Annotated in this window: 23 protein-coding genes; 3 read left to right on the top strand and 20 right to left on the bottom strand. The window is 54.6% G+C overall.

Annotated features, from left to right (window positions below):
* Positions 1 to 564: a biotin transporter BioY gene (locus BRO54_RS10195; RefSeq protein ID WP_011232488.1), complete on the bottom strand. Its 564-nt coding sequence runs from the start codon at positions 562 to 564 to the stop codon at positions 1 to 3.
* 177 nt (positions 565 to 741) lie between these two features.
* Positions 742 to 2,574, bottom strand: coding sequence for a pyruvate kinase (locus BRO54_RS10200; RefSeq protein WP_233499898.1), 1,833 nt, complete (start codon positions 2,572 to 2,574; stop codon positions 742 to 744).
* Between the two features lie 408 nt (positions 2,575 to 2,982).
* Between BRO54_RS10200 and BRO54_RS10205 the strand changes: the two genes are divergently transcribed.
* Positions 2,983 to 3,546 (top strand): FAD-dependent oxidoreductase, encoded by a 564-nt coding sequence (locus tag BRO54_RS10205; protein WP_011232490.1) that lies wholly within the window; start codon positions 2,983 to 2,985, stop codon positions 3,544 to 3,546.
* Between the two features lie 136 nt (positions 3,547 to 3,682).
* On the opposite strand, the gene BRO54_RS10210 is transcribed toward BRO54_RS10205, so the two are convergent.
* From BRO54_RS10210 to hpaB, 14 genes are all read right to left on the bottom strand, one after another.
* On the bottom strand, positions 3,683 to 4,150 hold the full coding sequence (locus tag BRO54_RS10210) for a flavin reductase family protein (RefSeq protein WP_011232491.1): 468 nt from the start codon (positions 4,148 to 4,150) through the stop codon (positions 3,683 to 3,685).
* A 211-nt stretch (positions 4,151 to 4,361) separates the two neighbouring features.
* Complete coding sequence (locus BRO54_RS10215) at positions 4,362 to 5,087, bottom strand: ABC transporter ATP-binding protein (RefSeq protein WP_011232492.1); 726 nt, start codon at positions 5,085 to 5,087, stop codon at positions 4,362 to 4,364.
* Entirely contained in the window at positions 5,087 to 5,857 is a 771-nt protein-coding gene (locus tag BRO54_RS10220; RefSeq protein WP_011232493.1) for an ABC transporter ATP-binding protein, read from the bottom strand. The genes BRO54_RS10215 and BRO54_RS10220 overlap by 1 nt, the downstream gene beginning before the upstream one ends.
* Positions 5,854 to 6,918 carry a branched-chain amino acid ABC transporter permease gene (locus tag BRO54_RS10225; protein WP_014196690.1) on the bottom strand — a complete coding sequence of 355 codons (1,065 nt, stop codon included), beginning with the start codon at positions 6,916 to 6,918 and terminating at the stop codon, positions 5,854 to 5,856. Before BRO54_RS10225 ends, BRO54_RS10220 begins: the two co-directional genes overlap by 4 nt.
* A 13-nt stretch (positions 6,919 to 6,931) precedes the next feature.
* Positions 6,932 to 7,813, bottom strand: a complete 882-nt coding sequence (locus BRO54_RS10230) for a branched-chain amino acid ABC transporter permease (RefSeq protein ID WP_011232495.1) — start codon at positions 7,811 to 7,813, stop codon at positions 6,932 to 6,934.
* 61 nt (positions 7,814 to 7,874) lie between these two features.
* Positions 7,875 to 9,044, bottom strand: coding sequence for an ABC transporter substrate-binding protein (locus tag BRO54_RS10235; RefSeq protein WP_011232496.1), 1,170 nt, complete (start codon positions 9,042 to 9,044; stop codon positions 7,875 to 7,877).
* 79 nt (positions 9,045 to 9,123) lie between these two features.
* A complete protein-coding gene (locus BRO54_RS10240) occupies positions 9,124 to 9,771 on the bottom strand; it encodes a GntR family transcriptional regulator (RefSeq protein WP_011232497.1) in 648 nt (215 codons plus the stop codon).
* A gap of 39 nt (positions 9,772 to 9,810) precedes the next feature.
* A complete protein-coding gene (gene hpaE, locus BRO54_RS10245) occupies positions 9,811 to 11,322 on the bottom strand; it encodes a 5-carboxymethyl-2-hydroxymuconate semialdehyde dehydrogenase (protein WP_074043871.1) in 1,512 nt (503 codons plus the stop codon).
* A gap of 15 nt (positions 11,323 to 11,337) precedes the next feature.
* Positions 11,338 to 11,724 (bottom strand): 5-carboxymethyl-2-hydroxymuconate Delta-isomerase, encoded by a 387-nt coding sequence (locus tag BRO54_RS10250; protein WP_021321754.1) that lies wholly within the window; start codon positions 11,722 to 11,724, stop codon positions 11,338 to 11,340.
* Between the two features lie 17 nt (positions 11,725 to 11,741).
* Entirely contained in the window at positions 11,742 to 12,482 is a 741-nt protein-coding gene (locus BRO54_RS10255) for a fumarylacetoacetate hydrolase family protein (protein WP_011232500.1), read from the bottom strand.
* Entirely contained in the window at positions 12,479 to 13,258 is a 780-nt protein-coding gene (locus BRO54_RS10260) for a fumarylacetoacetate hydrolase family protein (protein ID WP_021321753.1), read from the bottom strand. The genes BRO54_RS10255 and BRO54_RS10260 overlap by 4 nt, the downstream gene beginning before the upstream one ends.
* A gap of 357 nt (positions 13,259 to 13,615) precedes the next feature.
* Positions 13,616 to 14,557: a 2,4-dihydroxyhept-2-ene-1,7-dioic acid aldolase gene (gene hpaI / locus BRO54_RS10265; protein WP_011232502.1), complete on the bottom strand. Its 942-nt coding sequence runs from the start codon at positions 14,555 to 14,557 to the stop codon at positions 13,616 to 13,618.
* A gap of 134 nt (positions 14,558 to 14,691) precedes the next feature.
* Positions 14,692 to 15,675 carry a 3,4-dihydroxyphenylacetate 2,3-dioxygenase gene (hpaD, locus tag BRO54_RS10270; RefSeq protein ID WP_021321752.1) on the bottom strand — a complete coding sequence of 328 codons (984 nt, stop codon included), beginning with the start codon at positions 15,673 to 15,675 and terminating at the stop codon, positions 14,692 to 14,694.
* A gap of 42 nt (positions 15,676 to 15,717) precedes the next feature.
* Positions 15,718 to 17,196 (bottom strand): 4-hydroxyphenylacetate 3-monooxygenase, oxygenase component, encoded by a 1,479-nt coding sequence (gene hpaB / locus BRO54_RS10275; protein WP_021321751.1) that lies wholly within the window; start codon positions 17,194 to 17,196, stop codon positions 15,718 to 15,720.
* 156 nt (positions 17,197 to 17,352) lie between these two features.
* On the opposite strand from hpaB, the gene BRO54_RS10280 reads away from it, so the two are divergent.
* Positions 17,353 to 18,267 carry a LysR family transcriptional regulator gene (locus tag BRO54_RS10280; RefSeq protein ID WP_014196697.1) on the top strand — a complete coding sequence of 305 codons (915 nt, stop codon included), beginning with the start codon at positions 17,353 to 17,355 and terminating at the stop codon, positions 18,265 to 18,267.
* 108 nt (positions 18,268 to 18,375) lie between these two features.
* On the opposite strand, the gene BRO54_RS10285 is transcribed toward BRO54_RS10280, so the two are convergent.
* From BRO54_RS10285 to BRO54_RS10300, 4 genes are all read right to left on the bottom strand, one after another.
* Positions 18,376 to 19,275, bottom strand: a complete 900-nt coding sequence (locus BRO54_RS10285; protein ID WP_014196698.1) for a manganese catalase family protein — start codon at positions 19,273 to 19,275, stop codon at positions 18,376 to 18,378.
* A 20-nt stretch (positions 19,276 to 19,295) separates the two neighbouring features.
* Positions 19,296 to 19,532: a YuzF family protein gene (locus tag BRO54_RS10290; RefSeq protein WP_013144273.1), complete on the bottom strand. Its 237-nt coding sequence runs from the start codon at positions 19,530 to 19,532 to the stop codon at positions 19,296 to 19,298.
* 144 nt (positions 19,533 to 19,676) lie between these two features.
* Positions 19,677 to 21,047, bottom strand: coding sequence for a PepSY-associated TM helix domain-containing protein (locus BRO54_RS10295; protein WP_014196699.1), 1,371 nt, complete (start codon positions 21,045 to 21,047; stop codon positions 19,677 to 19,679).
* 125 nt (positions 21,048 to 21,172) lie between these two features.
* Entirely contained in the window at positions 21,173 to 22,348 is a 1,176-nt protein-coding gene (locus BRO54_RS10300) for a helix-turn-helix domain-containing protein (protein ID WP_074043872.1), read from the bottom strand.
* 204 nt (positions 22,349 to 22,552) lie between these two features.
* Here BRO54_RS10300 and BRO54_RS10305 point away from each other — a divergent pair, with 204 nt between their 5' ends.
* Positions 22,553 to 23,143 (top strand): DUF6230 family protein, encoded by a 591-nt coding sequence (locus BRO54_RS10305; RefSeq protein ID WP_015375775.1) that lies wholly within the window; start codon positions 22,553 to 22,555, stop codon positions 23,141 to 23,143.
* Positions 23,144 to 23,161: the final 18 nt, after the last annotated feature.

A 23,161-nucleotide genomic window follows, 5' to 3' on the forward strand; every position in this document is an offset into this window, starting at 1 on the left:
TTATCCCCCCATCCCTCGAGTCATCATGATCGGTCGGACGCGCGGCCATACGCGCGCCGCGATGACCGAACAAACGGCGCAAAGCACGAGATCTCCCGGCACCGGGAGAAGAAAGCCGAACCATAGCGTTTGGCCGATGGAAAGCGGAGCCCCCGCGATCCATTTCATCGCTATGTACAGCCACGCGCAGCCAAACACATACACGACCAACAATGCCGCTGCATTCGCCATCAATATGTCTCTCGCTCTTGTCCATTGAAAGCGGCGGACAAGCAAGCCGCACGTATACGCCCCGGCGATGAAACCGAGCAAATAGCCAAACGTCGGCTTCCAAATATAACCGAGCCCGCCTCCTTCCGCAAACACGGGCGCGCCCGCCAGCCCAATCAAGACATATAGAAGTTGGCTAAGCGCTCCGATTTTTGGGCCAAGCAGACAGCCGGCCAAGTACACCGCCGCGATTTGCAGCGTAAACGGCACATACGGCACCGGAATTTTGATCCACCCACCAACAGCCGTCAACGCGGCAAAAAATGCCGCCCAAACAAAGGAATGGATTCGCACATCTTCCCTCCTCTCCAAATATTTGTTTCTATTGTGCCTGATGTGTTTTTTATTTGTCAACTTTATTTTTATATAGGTTTACATTTAGACAAAAAATATGGAGCCCCCTAACACAGCAGGACTCCTTTTTTGGCGCGGCTCATTTCTCAAACAGACGGCGGAAGCAGTGGCCAACGCTCACCCTTCATCCTCCCACAAGTTAAGCAGGTTCATCTGTTCGCCGTCCGTTTTCGGCATCGCCAGCGATCCACTCTGCCTCTCCTCCTTTTCCAACAACGACGACAATAAGCGCACCGCCTCCGCAATATGCCTTCCTTTGTTCAACATGATGCATTGCGCCTGTTTTCCAAGAAAAACATCCGAGATTTCCGCGCGCGACGGAATTCCCTTTTTCGCCATTTGTTCAAGCACTTGCGTCGCCCAAATGACCGGGATGTGAGCCGCCCGGCATAGCGCCAAAACGTCGTTCTGTGCGGCCGCAAGATGTTCAAATCCAATCTCCAGGGCCAAATCGCCGCGCGCAATCATCACACCAAACGCCGGAAACTTCAATCCCTCAAGCAAGATGCGAACGAAGTTATGAAGCGCCGCCCGCGTTTCGATTTTCGCGATCACCGGGAGAGAACCAGCCCCTTGTTCGGCAAGCAAATGATAAAGCTTTCGCAGGTCATGAGGGGCCTGAACAAACGACAGCCCGACGATATCCGCCCATCTCGCGATGAACGGAATCCATTCAAGGTCGCGGTCGGTGAGCGGCGGAACCGTCAAATGGAGAAACGAATCGGGAAGATGGATGCCCGTTCCTTGCTTAATCGCTTTTCGCTTTCCGCCATCGGCAACGACTTTGGCCTCTACATGCCGCTCGTGCACTTTCACGACCCGCGCTGCAATTTGGCCGTCGTTCAAATAAAGGCGGTCTCCCGCCCGCACATTGCGCCACGCTTTCGCCAACGTCGTCGTCATTTTCACACCGCATCCATTCTGCGCCTGTGCAAACGCAGCGTCATCGAAATAAATATACAGCGGTGTACCGACCGTGACAAACGCTTTCATTGGAATGAACAAAACAGAACATAGAGTGAAGGAAGCCGACCCGCGCCGCAGTTTCATCCCTTTTTGCACATAGGCCGTCCGCGAAAGAAGAACTTTAAAACAAGACGGCGCGATTTGTTCCGTGACCCGAAGTTTTCGTTTTTTTCCGCGCACATCGGTAAACAGCAGTTCATCCCCTTCTTCGACGGTCGCTCCGTCCTCAGCCGTCAACTGCCACAAGAATGAAACATCGCGGGGGAGCGGAGACGGCGGCGGGGAAGAAGAGAAGGAAATGAGGCCGAAGAGCGGCTCCATTGGCTCTCCATATAGATTTTTCTTCACAGAGAGCTTCATCGGCCCCGCGTTGACCGCCAAGCGGTCGACCCGGATTTTTGGCCCCGGCAGATCCATGTAAATGCGGCATCGCCTCCCCTGCAGCTGTTGCTCCAACTGCTTCTCGGCTTGACGAATGATGGCCACGAGCGCCTCCCACGTTTCTGGAGAACCGTAGGCGCAGTTGATGCGGGCAATGTCCATGCCATAAAGAAGCAGCCGCTCGATCAGCCCCGGCTCATCCACCCATGCCTCGTCCATCGTCACCATAATGCGTGTCGGCCGAACAGAACTTGGGCTTCCGAACACTGCCTCCGCCCGTTTATGAAGCAACTGTTTCGCTTCCTTTCTTGTCATCTTTCGAAGCTCCCATCCGCCATCAACCCGCGTGCGCAAATATGCCAAAACTTGTTCGATCGCGTCGATGAGATGAGCCTCTTGCCCCTCGAGCCGCCATCCGGCGTCTTCCATCGCTTCATGCAAATCCGACGGCATATGCTCCCTCATATATAAGTAAGCAAGCAACTGATCCCGGCTCTCTTCATGGGATGGAAGAGGAAAATACTTCTGCTTTTGTCCCACCCACTCCGCCATCCCTCGGTAAAAAGCGGCCAAGCGGGCGCCCAAATCTCGTTTGTCGTGCATCAGCGGCACCAACCCTTGTGAAAAATGCGGTTTTACTTTTATATATTCGCCGCCACCCCAAATGAGGACAGAAAAAAACCGGCGCCATTCGCCGGTTGAATACGACAGAAACAGGAAATCGTTTTTAGCGATATGATTTTTGAACCACAATTTTCGTCCCGCATTGGCAAAGCAGTGAGTGTTTCAGCCGCCGCAACGGCTGGCCGCACTGTTCACAAACGGCCGGTTTATTCACGCGTTTCCTCCCCTTTGCTGCGTGTTTGGTATCTATTATACGCCCATAATTATTTAAAGTAAATATAAAATGATAGCAATTATAAATAAAAAGCAGATCATTTGGACCCTTTTTCCATTTGTGATAAAGTAATGAATGATAGTGCCAATATTCAAAACAAGGAGGCGGTCACGATGTACGACATCGCCATCATCGGCGCTGGACCGGCGGGAGCGAGCGCTGCGATCTTCGCCGCCAAAGCGGGAAAGAAAACAGTGTTGTTTGACAGCGACAAAGGCATGACCAAGCGCGCTTGGGTGGAAAACCATTACGGTGTTCCGGAAATCAGCGGCCCGGAATTGGTCGAAACAGGAAAACGGCAAGCCGCGAAATTCGGCGCGGAATTGGTGGAAACGCAAGTGACAGACGTGCAAAAAACGGACGGCGGCTTCCGCCTCGAAACGGAAAACGGCTCCTTTGAGGCGAAACACGTCATTTTCGCCACCGGCGTCGCCACGGATCTGGCGGAAAAAATCGGCCTGCGCACCAAACCGGGCACGGAGCCGCGCATTAAAACGGTGATTGACGTCGACGCCAATGGCAAAACGAACATCGACGGCATTTGGGCGGCAGGGACGGTGGCCGGCGTCAGCGTTCATACGATCATCACAGCGGGCGACGGGGCGAAAGTCGCCATCAACGTCATCAGCGAACTGAACGGCGAACGGTACGTTGATCACGATGTATTGAAAAAATAACAACGAAGGTGTCCCAAACAGCGGGACACCTTTTCTAATAGCGCCATGGAAACGGCCGGGACGCAAGATGACGGGCTGAACCGCCTGTTGCGTCGTCCCCGCATCGACATAGCGGCCCCGATCCATCCAAGGGCGCTTATTGTCCAATGCTCCGGTACTTCCCTTCAAAAAACAAGAGCGGGTCGCCCGGTTCGTCTTTCATCAAAATATCGGTCACTTCCCCAAAGTAAAGCGTATGATCGCCGGCCACGTACGTGCTGTGGACGTTGCATAAAATATTCGCCAACGCCTCCGGCAAAATCGGATGGCCGTTCACCCAATCAAACGAAACATGGCGTTCTTCTTTCAACTGGCCGGCAAACAAGCGCGACAACTCCTCTTGATCGCGCCGCAAAATGTTGACGGCAAATTTCCCCGTTTGCTTGACAATGTCATGCATTCGCGCTTTGTGACCAATGGAGACGACGACAAGTTTCGGGTCGAGCGAAACGGACATAAACGCGTTCGCCGTCATTCCTTTCGCTTCCCCTTGAAATTCGGTCGTCACGACCGTCACGCCGGTCGCAAATTTTCCCATGGCTCTGCGAAATGTACGATCATCCATACGGTTCTCCCATCCTTCCCTTTTCGTCATCCAGCAGCCCTACGCCTTCAGCTGGCGGTTGGGCGGCTTTCCTTCTTGATGTTTCCACACGACGGGCGCTTCGTCCGACATCTTGCCTCTATGGCTGAGACCCATTCATGCCGAAATGAGGGTCAAATCTACCCCCATCATAGCAGAAATAGGGGAAAGAAACAACGACGATATACGGCTGTCATCGGCGGCCCGCCGCTCCAAGGTACGCCTCTGCCACCCGCTCATCGGCAAGCAGCTCGGCGGCCTTCCCGTGCACCACGATGCTTCCCCGTTCCAACACATACGCCTCATCCGCGGTCTGCAGGGCGGCACGCACGTTTTGCTCGACAAGAATCATGGCCGTCTGAAATTGATCGCAGAGCTGTGTCAGCATCCCCATCACTTCCTTGACCACAAGCGGCGCCAGCCCTAACGATGGTTCGTCAAGCAAGAGCAGCTTCGGTCTCGCCATCAGCCCGCGGGCGATCGCCAGCATTTGCTGTTCGCCGCCGCTTAATAGTCCTCCCGGACGGTCGAGCATCGTTTGCAGTTTCGGGAACAGTTCAAGCACCCGCTCATAGTCGCGCTTCACTTCCTGTCCGTCGCGGCGGTGGCGGCGGTACGCCCCCAGCAGCAAGTTATCCCTCACGGACAGGCTGTCAAAAATTTGCCGCCTCTCCGGCACAAGGCAAATGCCTTTTTCAACAATTTGCTCCACCTTTCCGTATGGAAGCGGTTTATGTTCAAAAAGAATCTCCCCTTCGGTTGGAGCGTAGACGCCGGCAATCGTGCCGAGCAGCGTGCTTTTGCCCGCCCCGTTGGCGCCGACAACAGTGACGATTTTTCCTTCGTCCACTTGCAAACTGACCCCTTTTAACACGTGCAAATGGCCGTGGTAGACATGAACGTTGCGAAGCACGAGCATCAGACCGCCTCCTCTCCCAAATACGCCTTGATGACATCAGGATGCCGCGCAATCTCTTCCGGCGCCCCTTCGGCGATTTTTTTCCCATAATCGAGGACGACGATCCGGTCGGCGATCGCCATCACCGTTTCCATATCATGTTCCACGAACAAAAAGGTAAAGCCTTGTTCCCTCATCGCCAGCAACACATCAACGAGCTGCTTTGATTCTTGCGGGTTCAGCCCGGCCATCGGCTCGTCAAGCAAAATGAGCGAAGGACGAGACACAGCCGCCCGAGCGATTTCCACGAGCCGCTGCATCCCATATGGCAGCGTGCCTGCCCGCTTGCAGGCGAGATGGGCCAAACCGACCTGCTCGAGGCAGGAAAACGCCTGTTTCTGCGCTTGCCTTTCTTCTTTCACCGTACGCGGCAGCCGAAAGCCGGCGCTGAGGATTCCGCTCTTCAACCGTGAATGAAATCCGACCATCACATTTTCCAACACCGTCATATCAGAAAACAGCTGCAAGTTTTGAAACGTCCTTGTCATTCCCAGCATCGCCAACTCGTGCGGTTGTTTGCCGCTGACCATGGCTCCTTGAAAACGAACGAGACCACTCGTCGGCGGAATAATGCCGCTGATCATATTGAACAAGGTCGTTTTGCCTGCCCCGTTCGGCCCGATCACCGCGACGATTTCTTCTTTTTTCACGTGAAAGGACACGTTCTGCACCGCCTGAACGCCGCCAAATGACTTGGACAATTGCTCCACTTCGAGCAACACTGCGCTCATCCCCGCTCCCCTCCGATCGAACGCGCCTTATGCCCCTCAACTGCGGCTATCTGCTTCTCTTGACGTCCGCCCATTTCCAAAAAGCGCCGCATCCTCTTTTGCATCACACCCGTCAACCCGTTCGGCATATAAATCAACATGACCACCAACAACAAGCCAAAAAAGACAATTTCAAACTCTCCGCCGGCATTCGGAAGCAACAGCGGGACAACGGCTTTGAGCCATTCTCCTAAGCAGACATAGACGGCAGCGCCGATGAGTCCTCCCCATACGCTGGCTGTCCCGCCAATGACCACCATGATTAAAAAGTAAATCGAAGGGACGATGCCGAATAAATCCGGATTGATAAACGTGACGTAATGGGCGTATAAGCTCCCGGCAATCGAAGCGTAGACCGCGCTGAGCATAAAGATTTGCAGCTTGTATTTCATAATGTTCACCCCAAGGGAGCTTGCTGCCACCTCGCTTCCATGAATCGCCCGCAGCGCCCTTCCGACCCGGGAGCGGACAATATTATGGGCAAACCATAACCCGGCCAGAACAAACAACGAAACGAGGTAGTAAAACTGGAGATCGCTTTGCAACGGAACCCCGGCTATACGGATCGGCGGAATGCCAAAAAAACCATTCAGCCCTCCCGTGATCTCTTTCCATTCCTTGAAAAATGTAAACATAATGACGCCAAAGCCTAACGTCGCCAACGCCAAATAATGCTCACGCAGCCGAAAAACTGGAATGCCGACCACAAGCGCCACCAAAGCAGCCAAAACCGCGCCGGCAGCCAGCGCCAGCCAGGACGGCCATCCCGCATGCGCGGTCAAATAGGCGGACGCATAAGCCCCGATGCCGTAAAACGCCGCCTGGCCGAGCGAAATTTGGCCCGCATACCCCATCAACAGCGTCATCCCTGTGCTTACGAGCGCGTACAGCCCGATGAGAATCAGAGTGCTTAGCACGTAGTTATTGCCGAAGACGAGCCAAGGGAGACCGAGCCAGACGGCTGCGCCAACAAGCAAGAGCCATCGTTTCCGTCCATCCGTCATTCGTTGACCGTGCTCCATCCATCCGCCCCCCTTACACTCGTTTTCCTGTCATCTTGGCAAACAGCCCGTTTGGCATGAAAAACAGAACAAGCAATAGCAGCCCGAAGCTGATCGCTTCTTTGTACCCCGAGGACAAGTATCCTTCCGCAAATGATTCAAGCAGCCCGACGAGAAACGCACCGGCGATCGCCGCCGGGGCGTTCGTCAATCCCCCGACAACAGCGGCGATGAACGCCTTCAGCCCGATCATCATTCCCATATCATAAGACGCGCCCGAAATCGGGGCGATGACGATTCCCGCCAGCGCTCCAAGACCGGCGCTGACGGCAATCGCGCCAAGCGACATTTTGCGGATGTCAATCCCCATCAACCGAGCGGCAAACGGATTGATGACGCAGGCCGCCACCGCCTTGCCGATGTATGTTCGGTGAAAAAACAGATGCAAGGCGGCAAAACTTGCGAGCGAAATGACGATCGCCCAGACGCTTTGCCATTGGATGACCGCTCCAAACACCTCAAGCGCCCCATGGCCCGTAAAGGGGCGCAGCGCGTACGGATCCGTCCCCCAAACAAGCAAGGCGATCCCGCGGAATACAAACGACGCCCCGATCGTAATGATAATGAGCACCGCGACAGGCGAACGGCGCGCCGGCTGAATCGCCAGCCGCTCAAACAGCCCACCGACGACCATCACCGCAAGCATGCTCAAACCGATGGCCGCGGCAAACGGCACTCCGTTATTGACCAACGTAATGCAAAACAACGCCCCCAACATAGCGAAATCGCCTTGAGCCAAATTTAAAATGCCGGTCACGCTGTACGTAATGACAAACCCGAGCGCCACCAACGCGTAAATGCTGCCGACCGTCAGCCCGGAAAACAACAGCTGCACAAACTGGCTCCACGCTTCCATGCCCCGTCCCTCCTTCAACGGTTAGGTGGAACAAAAGGGAATTAGCGACCTCATTCCCTGTTTACTGCTCGGCAAGGACAAACTTGCCGTCTTGAATTTGCACCATCACCAAACTGTCGGCGTCAAGCCCTGTATGGTCGTCTTTCGACATATGGAAGACGCCCGAAATGCCGATAAATTTTCTTGTATTCTCCAGAGCCGACCGTATTTTCTCTTGATCCGCGCCGCCCTCCTTGATCGCATTGACCAACAAATGGAACGCATCCCACGCATGTCCACCAAACGTTGTCGGGGCATAGCCGTACGCTTTCTCAAACTGTTCTTTGTATTTTAGCAGCGTTTCTTTTTGCGGGTCGCTGTCCGGAAGCTGATCGGCCACTAAAATGCGCCCGGCAGGGAACCATACGCCGTTGGCCGCCTCCCCGGCCAAGTCAATAAAGCTTTTCGTGCCGATGCCATGGCTTTCCACAATCGGCGCCTCAATGCCCAACTGGCGGATGTTTTTCGTGACGACCGCCGATTCCTGCGCTGTTCCCCATACGATAATGGCTTGCGGATTCGCTTTTTTCACCTTTGTCAACATCGCTTTCGCATCATCGACCGTCGCCTCAAACTCCTCTTCGATGACGGCTTTCACCCCATATTCCGGGGCATAATGCACAAACTCTTCATGCCCGCTCGTTCCGTATGCATTGGCGACGTTCAGCCAGGCGACGTTCGTCCATCCTTTCTCTTTTAAAAAACCAAGCAGCTTCTGGATGACGATATTGTCCCCTTGAGCGGTTTTAAATGTCCAATGACGTGAGGATCCATCGCTTGGATTGACGATTTGTTTGCTTGCGGCGAGGGAAATGTACGGAATGCCTGCTTTTTCAATGAGTGGAATCATGGCTAAGGAGTTGCCGCTGATCGTGCCGCCAATAATGGCAGTGACTTTGTCTTGTTCGATGAGTTTTTTCGTGGATAATACGGCCTCATTTTGGTTGGACTTGTCATCATAGGCAATCAGCTTGATTTTCTTTCCATCAATGCCGCCTTGCTTGTTCCATTGCTCAACGAGCATTTTGACCGTCTCCATCTCCGGTTTGCCAAGCGGGGCCGCCCCGCCGGAAGCCGAAAAAATGGCGCCAATTTTGATTTCATCCTCTCCTCCCGATGTCGCCGTCTTCCCACAGGCGGCAAGGAAAATGAGCAACAATGCCGCCATCAATAGAGACATTCCTTTTTTCATCTTTTTTTGCCCCCCTTTTATATTGACAACGCTTTCAAATCATCGTTCTCCCGCCAGGCCTCCACCCGGCGGAAGAAGATCAGCGCCGCCGCTTAAACGCTTCGGCGGTGTTGATTTTGTGTTGACGAACGTATTGTTCGATTTCATGCGGCGGCGCCTGTTCACGCAACAGACGGATGATCTCTCTATGTTCTTCGATCGATGCTTTCGCCCGCTGCGGCACAAAGGTGAAGCCGTAGGCGCGGATGCGCTTCATCCGCTGCCAAATTTGCTTGATTTGCTCTTCGAGGTAGGCGTTGCCGCAATGGGCGTAAATCAAGGAATGAAATTCATAGTTCAGCTCGCTGAACCGTTCCAGCTCCAGCTCTTCAAGCGCCCGCTCCATCCATTCGTTCAACCGCTCAAGCTCGTTGATCGCCTCCTTCGTCAAATGGGCGGAGCCAAGCGCGGTCGCATAGCCTTCCAGCACAGCCAACACCGACAGCGTCTCGATATATTCTTTCTCGTTGATGTTGCTCACAACGGCGCCTGTATACGGCTTAAATTCGACAAGCCCTTCCGCCTCGAGCTGGCGGATCGCCTCGCGCACCGGGATGCTGCTGAGTCCAAGCTCGCGGGCGATTTGGTCGATGACGACGCGGTATCCCGGGCCATAGACGCCGTTTTCAATGCGGGAAAGAATATACTCGTAAGCCAATTGGGTTTTGTTTTTCGCTTTCGTTTCCATACATCTATCATATATCACATAATATATGTTGACCAGCTGTTATTTCTGTTCTGCAGACAAAGCGGAAGGCGGCTTCGCCTTGCCGAACGAAGGGATCGGCGGGTCGCCGACCGCGACGTGGACAACTTGCACTTCCGTATAGAAATCAAAGCTGTAATGCCCGCCTTCGCGGCCGATGCCGCTGTATTTCGTCCCGCCAAACGGGATGCGCAAATCGCGGACGTTCGGTGAATTGACCCACGCCATCCCGCTTTCGATCGCCTGGGCGACGCGGTGGCCGCGCTTCATATCGTTCGTCCAGACGTATGCCGCCAGCCCGTATTTCACATCGTTCGCCAGCCGTATCGCCTCTTCTTCATCCGCAAAGGACATGACCGCCATGACCGGTCCGAAAATCTCTTCCTGCGCCACCCTCATGCCGTTATGGCAACCAAGCAGCAACGTTGGCGGCACAAAATTGCCTTTTTCCAACCCTGTTGGAACGCTGGGGGCATAGACGTCCGCCCCTTCTTGCTTGGCGATGTCAATATAGCGGTTCACCCGCTCCCAGTGAGCACGGTGAATGAGCGGGCCAAGCTCGGTCGCTGGAGCCATGGGATCGCCGATGACGATGCGGTCGACGCGCTCTTTGAGCCGGGCGACAAATTCGTCGTAAATCGACTGCTCGAGCAGCAGCCGCGAGTTGGCCGTGCACCGCTCGCCATTGAGCGAAAATACGCCCCACACCGCCGCGTCAAGCGCCCGTTCGAGATCCGCATCGGCGAACACAATGAGCGGCGACTTGCCGCCGAGCTCCATCGATGTTTTTTTCAACGTTGCCGCGCTGTTGCGGATGATCTCCATGCCGGTCGTCGTCTCGCCGGTAAACGAGATGAGGCGCACGTCCGGATGGGCGACCAATGCGGCGCCCGCCGTTTCGCCAAACCCGTGCACGACGTTGAACACCCCGCGGGGCAGCCCGGCTTCATCGATGATTTCCGCCAGTTTATTCGCCGTCAACGGCGACCATTCGGCCGGCTTCAAGACGACGGTGTTGCCGGTCGCCAGCGCAGGAGCCACCTTCCACGTTTCCAGCATAAACGGCGTATTCCACGGCGTAATGAGCCCGGCGACGCCGACTGGTTTATAAACGGTATAGTTTAAAAACTGACCATTCACATGATACGCCTCGCCGACAAGGCGCGTCTTCACCATTTCCGCGTAAAAGCGGAAGTTTTCCGCCGCGCGGGCGGCCTGTTTTTTCGCCTGGCTGATCGGAATGCCGGTGTCGAGCGCCTCTAAATAGGCGATGTCGTCCGCATATGTTTCAATCAGCTCGGCAATGCGGAACAAATAACGGAGCCTCTTTTCAACCGGCATCGTCCGCCACGGCCCGTGATCAAACGCCTCCTTCGCCGCCCGAACCGCCGCATCGATGTCTTCTTTCCGCCCCTCGGCTATCTGGTTGATCGTCCCGTTCGTAAACGGATTGATGTTGTCGAAATACGCACCGGCTGCCCCTTCCACAAACTGCCCATTGATATAATGAAGCACTTTTGGTTGCACTGCCATTCGTTTCCCCTCCCGCTATGTCCGATAACGCGCATGAATGTTGTTGTGTTTATACGTCCCCGCCTCGCTGAATTCATACAGCTCAAGCGACAGCGCCAAATAGCGTTTGGCGAACAGCGGGGCGAAATGGTCTTTCATCACGGCAAACAGCTCGTCGCCGACTTCTTTTTTCACCTGTTCCGGACGCCCGGCGCCGATTTTCAGCGTCCCGTGCACAAACGCATCGTCTTCGGCCCCATCAGCCACATAATACTCGTCAAGCCGAATGGCGCGCGAGCGGATGCCGCCGACGGGAAACCAATCGCTCCGCTTGATCAGCACGCGGTGAATTTTTTCAAGCAAGCCGCGAATATCGGCCTCTTCGCCGATATTGGCCGTGTATTCCAAAATAAAGTGCGGCATCATTCCTCCTCCTTTGGCTAGACGATGTAATTGATCAGCCGGCCGATGCGTTCGATTTCGGCCACGACTTCATCGCCGGGCTGGACGTTCACCGCCCCTTTCGGCGTGCCGGTCAAAATCACGTCGCCAGGCGCGAGCGTCATGAATTCGGTGATGTACTCAAGCAAATACGGGATCGAAAAAATCATATCGCCCGTATATCCTTCCTGCACAACCGCCCCATTGACATACGTCCGCAAACGAAGCGCCATCGGATCGCCGACTTCCTCATGGCTGACGATCCACGGGCCTAGCGGCGTCGTCCGGTCGCGGTTTTTGACGCGGAAATTCGGCCGGTAGTAATTTTCCAAGTAGTCGCGAACAGCGTAATCGTTGGCAATCGTGTAACCGAAAATGTAATCGTACGCCCGTTCCGCTTTCACCCGGCTGGCCGGGCGGCCGATGACGACCGCGAGCTCGCATTCATAATGCATCATGTTGACCCCCTCCGGGCGAACGGTTCGGCCGCGATGGCCGATGAGCGTATTTTTCCCTTTGAAAAATAAAAGCGGCTCTTTCGGCGCAACAAAAGACAATTCGCCGGCATGCTCGGCATAATTCAATCCAAGCGCCACGATCACTCCCGGCTCCACCGGGGGAAGCCACATCACTTCAAGCTCCCCGACGATCGTTCCGTCCGGCAGGCGGAGGCGGCCATCGTCGAGCGGCTCGGCTTCGGTCACGATTCCGTTCCAGGCCACACGCGCCCGCCTCATCATTCATCGCCTCCTTGTTCCAGGGCGATTTCATTTTCCAACACACCGATCCTTTCGATTTCGATGCGCACCACATCTCCTGCTGTAACAAGCGGCGCATCGGCCGGCCAGCTGAAAAACAGCACATCGCCTGGGTAAAGGGTCATAAATTCGGTCACCTCAGCAAGCCATTGTTCGACTGGAAGGCGAAAGCGGCTCGGGTCTGCACGCTGGACGAGGCGCCCGTTGACGTATACGCGTGCGGTCAAGGATGACAGCGGCGACGCTTCCTCTTTCGGCACGATCCACGGGCCGACTGGGGCGAACCCGTCGCGCGCCTGCTCCTTCACCGCCGGGCGGTGCCGCTGCTCGTGTGGAATCGACAGATCATTCACGATCGTATAGCCGAATACAAAATCGAGCGCCTGCTCGCGCCGCACGCGCGCCGCCGTCCGCCCGATCACCAGCCCGAGCGCCGGAGCAGCCTGAAGATGCTTTACCCAACGAGGCAGAAGCACCGGACGCCGATGGGCGTTGATGGTGTTTGCCGGCTTCATATACAGCACCGGGCCTTCCGGCGGCTTTTCATACGGCGGGGCGTTCATTTCGGTTGACAACGCTTCCCACTCCTTTTCATCATTCAGCGCCACCCCGTACATCGCCCCGTCAACAGGCGCAGCCCATTCCCATTCATCGATGCGGTGCGTCCGACCGCCAAACGACACCGTTCCGCTCCAAGGATCCGCCTTCGCCTCAATCGCCCGCACCATGCCGGCCAGGCGCAAGCGCACATTCGCCATCATGTATCCTCCTCATCTGTATCGATGCCATTTGAAGCTTTACCATTTGCAGCTCTTACCGAGCATTTGATCGCGCTTTGGCGTGACGGAGGCAAGCCTGCGGCTTGCCTTCGACAGTCAAAAATGGATGAGCCACTTTTCCGTCAAGGATATGTTAAACGATTTCGTTGCATCTAATATGCCTGTTGCCAGGCGTGTTGATGAACCAATCAAAATCAGTTGAGAAAGCACTGTTCCCGGCTTTTCTGCCGCCGTCGGCAAGCGGTTCGCTTGCCGACGGAGCGTGCAGCTGCATGGCGCTCTGTTTTCGGGAAGCAACGAATCATCAACACTCGTGACCGGTTGCACGCGCTTGTTTTATGTCGCTTTTTGCATTTCTTCGTCCTGCGTCTCTTCAGCCAGCAAGCCGTATTTGACGAGCGTGCGGCGGATTTGCTGCTGATGCTCTTCGCTTGGCAAATCGAGCGGCAGCCGGAGCTTCGGGGTGATTTTCCCCATCATCCCGAGCGCCGCTTTCACCGGACCTGGATTCGTTTCAATGAACAGCACATCATTGAGCTCCATCAGTTCAAAATGAAGATCTTGCGCCCGCTTGATGTCGCCTTCAAACCAAGCGTCGTGCAGCTCGGCCACTTTATGCGGCACGACGTTCGCCGTCGCGCTGATCGATCCGGCGCCGCCGATCGCCAGCATCGGATAGCACAAAAGCTCGATGCCGGAAAAGAGAAGGAAATCGCGCCCGCAATGCCACAACACCCGGTTGACATGCTCGAAGTCTTTGTTCGACTCTTTCACGCCGATAATGTTCGGACAATCTTCGGCCAGCCGCGCCAACGTTTTGACTTCCAAATTGACCGCCGTCCGCCCCGGAATGTTGTAGACGATGATCGGAATGTCGACCGCCTCGGCCACCGCCTTAAAATGTTTATACAGCGCCTGCTGGGACGGACGGTTGTAATACGGGACGATGACCATCGCGGCATCGGCCCCAATCTCTTGCGCAAATTTGGTCAGCTCGATCGTTTCCGCATGGTTGGTCGAGCCCGTCCCCGGCACGAACGGCACCCGACCCGCCACCGCTTTTTTCGCCGTTTCCATCACCTGTTTTCGCTCTTCAAGCGTCAGCGAGCTCGGCTCTCCCGACGTTCCCGTGACGGAAATGCCATGCGTGCCGCTTTCAATATGCCAATCGATGAGCGCGGCGAGCGCCGCAAAATCAACGTTTCCTTCCTCATCAAACGGCGTGACGACCGGCGCGATCGAGCCGCGCAGCCGTTCTTTCGCCTCGTGGTATGCCATCCCTTTGCCCCCTATTGACTTTATTTTTCTGAATCTTATTTATATTGTACACATTATCATATATGAAATCAACGATAAAATCATATATAATCTTGATCCCAAAAAACCGCGAGCAGAAAGGCGGCGGTCTTTTTCTAAATCAGGAAGGTCGGTTTCCGCTTCGCCAATGTCGGTTCGTTCGGCTCGATCGGCTGGCCGCTGTGAACGTCAAGGACGATGGACGCCTCTTCAAACCAGCTGTCCGGCGCCGCATGCCCCCAGAACGTTTGACGGCGCGGATCGTCCAAATCCCAGCGGATCGGCGGAAAATCGGGGTCGCTCGTCAAATAATCGCCGTTATACAGCTCAATTCGGTGGCCATCCGGGTCGCGCAAATAGACAAAGAAGGCGTTCGACAATCCGTGGCGGCCCGGCCCGCGTTCAATGTTCGGCGCATATCCGGCCGCCGCCAGCACATCGCACGCATGGATCAGGCTGAGCGGGTCCGGCAGCCAAAACCCGATATGGTGAAGGCGCGGCCCTTTTCCGTTCATCAGCGCCAAATCGTGGACGTTTTGCTTCCGGTGCAGCCATGCAGCCCAAAGTTTCCCATCCTCTGTTTCCGTATACTCCGAGCAGGCAAAGCCCAAACCATGGACATAAAAGTCGTACGCGTTCTTTACATCTCTAACCGCGCAGTTGAAATGATCGATGCGCTGCACGCGGGCGCCGCGGTGCAAGTCATACCGCTGCAAAAGCCGCTCTGTTTTCTCCATCTGGGCAAAAAACTCAAGCGGCAGCCCGGACGGATCTTGAACGCGAAATGCCCGACCGATGGCGTTTTGGCTTCCCGCTTCCAGCCATTTCGGCTGCAGCGTTTGCGCCGCAAACCATTCATAAAGCGCTTCCAATTCCTGCTCGGAACCGACTTTGTAGCCAAGCGCCTCGACCGCAGGGCGGGGCCCCTTTTTCAATAGAAGACTATGATGATGATATTCTTCCAGCCCCCGCAAATACAGATGGCTCTCATCCGCTTCCGTCACGACAAACCCAAGCACCCGTTCGTAAAAATCGCGGGCGGCGGCCAAATCGGTCACATGCAGCACCGCGCGGGCGCAGCGAATAATGGAAAATGTCATCATCCTTCTCCCCTTTCGAAAAATCCAACTCAATTTGCACTGTCACCGCTGGCTGTCGGAAGGAATGAACACGCTTTTGGCGCCGCGCAGAAATTCGCGTACAAACTGTTTATACGGCTCTTTTTCGTAGCCGTCAAAATACGCCATCCCCATCCGAACGGGATCTCCGAAAAAGTAATATTCGTAATGCGTCTGTCGGGCTCCGAACGCGCTCATCGTGAGATCCCAGGCGAGACGGAACAGCTGGACGCGTTCATAGCCGTCCACCGTCGCCCCTTGCATCGCGCGGCGGACGATATCTCCAATTTCTTCATGATGGAAATCGGCTTCAGTCGGAATCGCCATCAACCCCGATGCTCCTAAAATGCGGATGATCTCCGAAAGCCGTGGATAAATGCGCGGATACCAGTTGCGCGCGGCATCGAGCGCGGCAAAATCCGGCGTCATCGTTCCCCAGCGGTCTCGCTTCGCATTGTGCTCAGCCCGGTACAGGTGGCTCTTCATCGTCTCGAGGACGAGCATGATTTCCGCCCCTTTATCTTTCACATGCTGGAATTCGCCGATGCCGATTGCTTCGATCAGACAAAGCGTGACACCGAGCAAAAACTCCGTTTTGACGATGTTTTTCGCCACCACTTGATGGGACATATGAATGACCGCGTTCGTCTCACGGAACGTCCGGTTGCAAATCGATGAATTGCCGCAAACAAACACGCGCTCCCACGGCACAAACACGTTTTCAAACGAAACGATGGCATCGCCCTCTTCAAAGCGGGACGCCAGCGGATGGTCCCACGCACTCCGCCCGTAGTCAAACGCCTCGCGGCAAATGAACTTGACGCCCGGCGTATTGTTCGGAATGGCAAAGGCGAGCGCGTACGGGTCTTCACCAGCTGTCGATTTTTTCACGGTTGATGGAAACACTAAAATTTCGTCCGTAATCCCGCCTTGCGTCGCCAACAGACGGATGCCGCTGACGATGATCCCGTCTTTTCGCCGTTCCACCAAATGGAGCGGCACATCGGCATCGTTTTGTTCATGAAGCGCCTTGGCGCGATTCATTTGCGGATGGATGAGCGTGTGCGTCAAGCTGATGTCGTTTTCACGCGCGTACTCATAGTAGTTTTTCGCGTTTTCGGCAAACATCGGATCATCTTCGGCAAATAGATCATTGGCGACGCCCATGGCCATGACTTCCGCGTTTAAATAATCGGGAGAACGGCCCATCATCCCCGCCGACATACGCGCCCATTCTTGCGTCGCCTCGCGGCGGGCGATGAGCTCGTCAATGGTTGTCGGCTGAATGAACGTCATGCCGACGAACTGCCCGGTTGTCGGCGACCGGTACAACATTTTCTCCGGCTTTTCATATTGCCGGTCGTAAAGCGCCGCCATCGAACGGACGACGTTGCGGAACGCCGGATGAACAGTGACATCCTCAACTTTTTCCCCGTGGATGTACACGCTGCTTTTCGCCCGCTTGAGCCGCTCCATATACTCCTGACCTGTTTTGGCCGGCATTTTCATTCCCCCCGTTTTCACGTATAATAGATAAGGAAGCGCTATCATTCAGAATGTTCAAAATTAATATAACATATGATTTCATATATGAAAAATACAAAAATGATCAACCATCCTATACGAAAAAGATATGGAAGCAAGAGAGGAGTCACGGCCATGATCGATGTGAAGCAGCTGAAATACTTCGTCACGATTGCCGAAGAGGGGCAAATCACCAAAGCGGCGCAAAAGCTTCATATCGCCCAGCCGCCGCTCAGCCAGCAGCTGAAGCAGCTCGAAGAAGAGCTCGGCGTTCCTTTATTTGACCGGAAGGCGAAAAAAATGGAGCTCACCGCACCGGGCAAAGCGTTTTACGAAAAGGCGAAACGGCTGCTCGCCCAGCTGGATGACGCCGTAGCGGAAGTAAAAGAAATCGAAGAGGGAACGGCGGGAACGCTGTCGATCGGCTGCGTTAAATCGTGCTTTTACTATTTGGCCCAAGCCATCCGTCACTTCCATGAACAAGCCCCGAACGTGACCTTTCATCTCCGTGAAGGAGATACATTTTCCATTTGCCAGCTGCTTTACGAGCGGCACATTGACATCGGCATCGTCCGCCTGCCGATCGACTCGGCTGATTACGACGTCATCCGTCTGCCCGGCGAACGTTATGTCGGCGTGTTGCCGGCGCAATGGAAAACCGGCCAAACCGCGTTATGCATGCGCGATTTTGCGGATTGGCCGCTTCTCCTTCTCCACCGAGTGCACGGCGCCGGACAGTACGAGCGGGTCATCGAGGAATGCCGCCGCCATGGCTTTGAACCGAACGTTCTATGCGAATGCCCGGACGCGACCATATTGCTCTCCCTTGTCGCCCAAGGCCTCGGGGCCACCATTGTGCCGCAATCCACCGTAGCCTTGTTTCGCCTCCCTGGCATCAAGGTGCTGGAGATCATCGACTCTTCGATGACAGCGGAAGCCGCCGCCATCCTCGACCGACAACGGTATTTGCCGAAAAGCGCCCGAACATTCCTCGACGTGCTCCAAACCGTTGCCGCCCGCGCCGCCGGTGAACAACATGAAGAAAGATAGCGATTCCTCCAATCGTGGACGCTCAAGGGAAACGTCATGCCCTCGTTGCGCCGTCCTTTTTGTTCAATGACCTGCTTTTCAAAAAATGAGGCGCCGTTGGGCGCCTCATCACAACCCTGCCGACCGCTGCAGCCGCTTGGCGATTTCGAAAAAATCTTCGGCCGAAATCCCGGGGGCGAATTCTTCCGGCACTTCGTCCAAATCGGGGATCGCCCCCCCTTGGGGCGCTCCTTCGACCACCTCGAGCGGCTGTCCATCGCTTGGATGGGTTCCTTGCCAAATGCGGACGATTTCTTTGTAATAGCGATCGCTGAACGTATAAAGCCGGCGGTGGACGCCTTGATCCTCATACTTTCTCGCCTCGTCGAACACACGGTTATCCAACTTCGGGATCGGCAGCAGTTTCGTCACATCGACCCCCGTAGCCACTTCGATCGCTTTGGCGTACGCCAAAATATGAACGCCCCCGCGCACAAGCAAGTAGCCGATCATCTCGCGGGCGGTAGGGTGGTCCGTCATTTCATAGACGCGCATTTTATGCGTGCGCGCTCCGCATTCAAGGAAAAAGTTGTGAAGCAAATCCAAAATCAAGTTGCCGCTGTTGAACACGTACTCCCCCGTCCACGCCTTCCCCATCGAATCGCCGGGAAACGCCGTCTGCGCCGTCGCGATAAAATGATACGTATTGCGCTTGTCTTTCGCATCCTTCATCGGCGCTGTATCCGGATCACCTGGATGGGTGGAGCCGGTCAAGCAAAGGTTGATCGCATTGGACACGAGCTCCACATGGCCAAACTCTTCGGCGGTGATGCTCGCCACCAACTCGTAAAACGGGCGCAGCTTCTGTTTTTGCCGAAAATTGAATGACTGAAACAAATAATTGTTTAACGTCGACATTTCTCCGAAACGGCCGCCAAGCAGCTCCTGAACAGCGGCAGCCGCATTGGGGTCCGCGTATTTGGGCTTCGGCAATTCAATCGCCAGCCGGTCGATCCGCTGAAATACCACGACTCTTTTCCTCCTCTCCATTAATTGCTGAGGCGAACAGACACCACTTGCGCCAAGCGGATGTAATAAACCGCCTGATGCGCCGAGATGACGATATGGTCCGGCTTCACATCCCTCACAGTTCCTTGGATCGAACCGCGGACGGTTTCCACCACCACTTCTTTGCCGTTCAAAGCTTGGAAAGCGTGGTACACATACGGGTCAACCAGGGCAATGAGCTGCGGTGACGAAGCATGGGACGCGTAGGGCTGGTTCATTCTCATTTCCTCCCTTTTGATGCGCTGAAGAAGATTCCCTTTTTATCCATATGCCGCCCCATGCAGAACATGACAAAAAAACCCAACGTCGAGAAAAGAAAGCGGCCTGATGCTCAAGGACATTCAAGCCGCTTCCAAAGATGTTTACGCCGCTAGAAAGCGACGAATGCTCGGAATCTTTTGCACAACAAAACGATCAAACAGCCAAATTGCGGCGAGCGACAAAGCAAATAACGGCATCACAATTCCTGCAGCGATCATGCCGCCCCACACCGTTTTCGCCGCTTGAGGGTCTTTCACCCGCGCCGGAGCGCCGAAACCGTCTTTCGGCTTGCGCTTGCGCCACATGACAAAGCCGCTGACGCACAAAAACACAAGCCCGAGGCAAAAAACGAGATTGACGAGCTGATTGGCCAGCCCAAACAACCGCCCTTCATGGAACGCGATGCCAATCGTAATCGCTTTGGCCAATGCGCCGTAGTCGGAAAAGCGGACATCGCTCAGCACCCGTCCCGAATATTGGTCAATATGCAAGGTGGCGTTATCCCACGGCTTCGTCTTCGATGTCGCAACGGTAAACACCCCTTTCGGCCCTTGCGGCAGCGAAATGGTGAACGGCTTTTTCACCTTTTTCGCCTCCGCGATCGCATACACGTCATCGAGCGACAACGAAGTCGTGTTGTGTGTATGAACAGAAGGCACCGGCAGTTGCTCGGCCGCCCATGGCACGTCTTGCGCCACGTCTTTGGTGACCACTTTCGATTCCGGCTTCGGTCCGAAGCTGAACGCAAACGGCGGATACCCGGTGTTTGTCGCCGTCGCCACGCGGTTGATGACCTCCCCCATGACCCCTGTCCACGGCATCCCTGTCACAATGAGCAGCAAAATGCCGATGCTCAACCATATGCCTGTCACTGCATGCCAATCGCGCCAAGCCAACCGTTTTTTCGCCCGCCAGCGCGGCCAAAACGTCCCGAGAACAGAGAATGATTGCCGCGGCCACCAAAGATAGAGGCCCGTGGCCAACAAAATAAAGCCCCAACAAGCCGCCAGCTCTACAAAACGGTTGGCTGCCGTTCCGCCAATCAATAGCTCGCTGTGGATTTTTTTCGCGATTTCCGTCCAATTCTCATCCGCGCGCAATGCCCCTTGAATCTCCCCGGTATACGGATTGACAAAAGCAAACACCATTTCTCCTTTGTCCATCATCCCGATTTTCACGGTCCGATTCGCTTCTTTCTCAAGCGTCACAGAGACAACGGAATCATGCGGATATTTCTCCTTGACCCGTTCCGTCAGCTCAACGAGAGACAGCCTTTTTTCCCCTACCTTGTCCACCTCGTACAAATGGCCGTACAGAGCCGATTCGATCTGCGGCTTAAACAAATAGACGGCCCCGCTCAACGCCAAAATGATCAGAAACGGCGCAAAGATGATCCCGGCATAGAAATGCCACCTCCAGACCGCCGCATACATCGGCCGCTGTTTGTCCGCCGCCTTCACCGTTTGTTCCACAGTTTTCCCCCCTGCCATGTTTTCATGTTTTTCAGTAGGCAGTATAGAACAAAACTGTGTCCAAACGGTGAGCAATCGGCGAAAATGGTGTGAAATGAAACGGCCGGACAGACCGGTCCGCCTCATCATCCGATCAACCCAAGACGCAGCGCTTTTGCCACCGCTTCCGTCCGATTTTTCGCGTTGAGTTTCCTTAAGGCGCTGGAAATGTAGTCGCGCACCGTAAATTCGCTCAAATAAAGCTGACAGGCCGCTTCCAATGTCGAGGCTCCGTCGGCGAGCAGCTTCAAAATCTCGATTTCTCTTGGCGACAAGGATTCCGCCATCCCTTCCCATTCTTTTTTTGGCGCCTTGATCCATTTCAACAGCAACTCCCCCGCGCTTTGGCCAAATTTCATCAGCGCGGGAAACAGGCGGCGGTCAACGGCAAAGAAGCGGCCCGGTCCGCGGTCGAGAACGACGCCTCCAATCATCCGCCCTTCCGTCGGCACATACACCGGAACGATCACCAGTGAGGCCAAACCGAACAAATCCACATACAGGCGCGGAAACTGTTCGCTCGCCCTCGGCACATAAATCGGACGAAAATGTCGAAATTCATGCACTTCCGCTTTCAATTTCCCCACACTTTCTTTCAACATCGGAATGCTGTCCAATTCCACGCGCAAGCGCTGAATTTGCCCATTGTCCACGCCATGCCCGTGCAGACCGATGGCTGTGCTCTCCTGATTGACAAATTGAAACAGAGCGCAGCGGCTGAAAGGAAGAAAATAGGAAAAACCAAAACAAATATGCGCCGCCGATTCCTCAAACGTCTGCGCCCGCAAAATCCATTCGTTGAACAAAATGACGGCGTCTTTCCACAAGGATTCTTTTTTCCACGAGGAATCGCGGCCGATTTTGAATGATTGCTCATTCATTTCATACAACAACCATTCATTCCATTTGAAAAACAAATACCGCACGGCTGGGTGCAGCGTAGCAGCCGCTGACGCATGCGCCTTCAACACTTGATGAACCGTATTTTCCATTAAATTTAGGGAAAATATGACCATCTCCGGATGAAACGCCGCAATGCGTTCGAGATGCCTATTCGCTGGGTGTTCGCCCCCGTACGGGAGCAATCTTGCCTGAACGAATGCGCACAGCGTGGAAAACACCTCTTGAACCCGCGCATTCCGCTTGCCAAGCGCTTCGCCGATCCGCTTCCATTCCCGGTTCACTTCCCTTTCATACTGCCGCAAAATATCCGAAGCCTCTCTCAGCAGTCGAAACAAATGATTGTCCAATTCTGTTGACAAGGCAACGCCCCCCTTTTTTGGTCGACCGTGTTCCCTCACTATTGTATTTTCGCAACGCGTGCGTTGATTCCTTCTCCCCTCTGCGACGAAGACGGGAAAAAACCCTACAAATGTAGGGATTTTATTTTATTTGAATTATTTTAATATTTAATTAAATCTATATTTAAAGCGCTTTCAATTTATGTGAAGGGGAGGAGAATGTTCATGAATATGGCCAGCCAATCACTGATTGTAGGAGGGCACACGGCGAAAAAACCGTTGCTTCTCGCCTTGCTCGGAGGATTTTTTGCCCTCACTCTTATGTTGTCCGCCTTCGGGCTGACAGGCGTCGCCTATGCCGTACCAATCAGCGGGGTCGGCGAATTCACTGTTCAGTTTGACAAGCTAAACGGCAGCGGGTTTAAAATGTACGGCGGCGTGGCGGAAGCAGGCAATGCGCCGCAGACGCCGGTCTTCGTCAATGAAATGGATAAAGCGACGATTCAAGGTCTTCGGATTTCGAAAGACTTCCCGGCCTTGGGCATTCGCGTCGTCATTGTCGCGAGCGAGCCTGTCTCCATTGACGGCCTCGTGCAAAAAGCGACGCAAATCAACGGCAACATCTCCTTCGGCAGCTTGACGATGAAAGAAAGCTATGTCGGCGATACGAGCAACCCAGTCGAGAAAGCGGCCAAAGAATTCACACAAGGAGCCGACAGCATTACGATCGAAAACGGCGATATCAAAACCGTCTACTTATTCCAGCAAAAAGTGTCGCTGCCGGGCATGAAAGTGTACTTTGAAAAACTCAACTAATTTCAGTAAGGATGAGAA

Source organism: Geobacillus proteiniphilus (genome assembly GCF_001908025.1).
In the GTDB taxonomy this organism is placed as follows: Bacteria; Bacillota; Bacilli; order Bacillales; family Anoxybacillaceae; genus Geobacillus; species Geobacillus proteiniphilus.

Coding starts and splice junctions, on each gene's coding strand:
- BRO54_RS10200 (WP_233499898.1), bottom strand. CDS start 2,574: ATGCACGACAAACGAGATTTGGGCGCCCGCTTGGCCGCTTTTTACCGA.
- BRO54_RS10205 (WP_011232490.1), top strand. CDS start 2,983: ATGTACGACATCGCCATCATCGGCGCTGGACCGGCGGGAGCGAGCGCT.
- BRO54_RS10210 (WP_011232491.1), bottom strand. CDS start 4,150: ATGGATGATCGTACATTTCGCAGAGCCATGGGAAAATTTGCGACCGGC.
- BRO54_RS10215 (WP_011232492.1), bottom strand. CDS start 5,087: ATGCTCGTGCTTCGCAACGTTCATGTCTACCACGGCCATTTGCACGTG.
- BRO54_RS10220 (WP_011232493.1), bottom strand. CDS start 5,857: ATGAGCGCAGTGTTGCTCGAAGTGGAGCAATTGTCCAAGTCATTTGGC.
- BRO54_RS10225 (WP_014196690.1), bottom strand. CDS start 6,918: ATGGAGCACGGTCAACGAATGACGGATGGACGGAAACGATGGCTCTTG.
- BRO54_RS10230 (WP_011232495.1), bottom strand. CDS start 7,813: ATGGAAGCGTGGAGCCAGTTTGTGCAGCTGTTGTTTTCCGGGCTGACG.
- BRO54_RS10235 (WP_011232496.1), bottom strand. CDS start 9,044: ATGAAAAAAGGAATGTCTCTATTGATGGCGGCATTGTTGCTCATTTTC.
- BRO54_RS10240 (WP_011232497.1), bottom strand. CDS start 9,771: ATGGAAACGAAAGCGAAAAACAAAACCCAATTGGCTTACGAGTATATT.
- hpaE (WP_074043871.1), bottom strand. CDS start 11,322: ATGGCAGTGCAACCAAAAGTGCTTCATTATATCAATGGGCAGTTTGTG.
- BRO54_RS10250 (WP_021321754.1), bottom strand. CDS start 11,724: ATGCCGCACTTTATTTTGGAATACACGGCCAATATCGGCGAAGAGGCC.
- BRO54_RS10255 (WP_011232500.1), bottom strand. CDS start 12,482: ATGATGAGGCGGGCGCGTGTGGCCTGGAACGGAATCGTGACCGAAGCC.
- BRO54_RS10260 (WP_021321753.1), bottom strand. CDS start 13,258: ATGGCGAATGTGCGCTTGCGCCTGGCCGGCATGGTGCGGGCGATTGAG.
- hpaI (WP_011232502.1), bottom strand. CDS start 14,557: ATGGCATACCACGAGGCGAAAGAACGGCTGCGCGGCTCGATCGCGCCG.
- hpaD (WP_021321752.1), bottom strand. CDS start 15,675: ATGACATTTTCCATTATTCGCTGCGCCCGCGCGGTGCTGCATGTGACC.
- hpaB (WP_021321751.1), bottom strand. CDS start 17,196: ATGCCGGCCAAAACAGGTCAGGAGTATATGGAGCGGCTCAAGCGGGCG.
- BRO54_RS10280 (WP_014196697.1), top strand. CDS start 17,353: ATGATCGATGTGAAGCAGCTGAAATACTTCGTCACGATTGCCGAAGAG.
- BRO54_RS10290 (WP_013144273.1), bottom strand. CDS start 19,532: ATGAACCAGCCCTACGCGTCCCATGCTTCGTCACCGCAGCTCATTGCC.
- BRO54_RS10305 (WP_015375775.1), top strand. CDS start 22,553: ATGAATATGGCCAGCCAATCACTGATTGTAGGAGGGCACACGGCGAAA.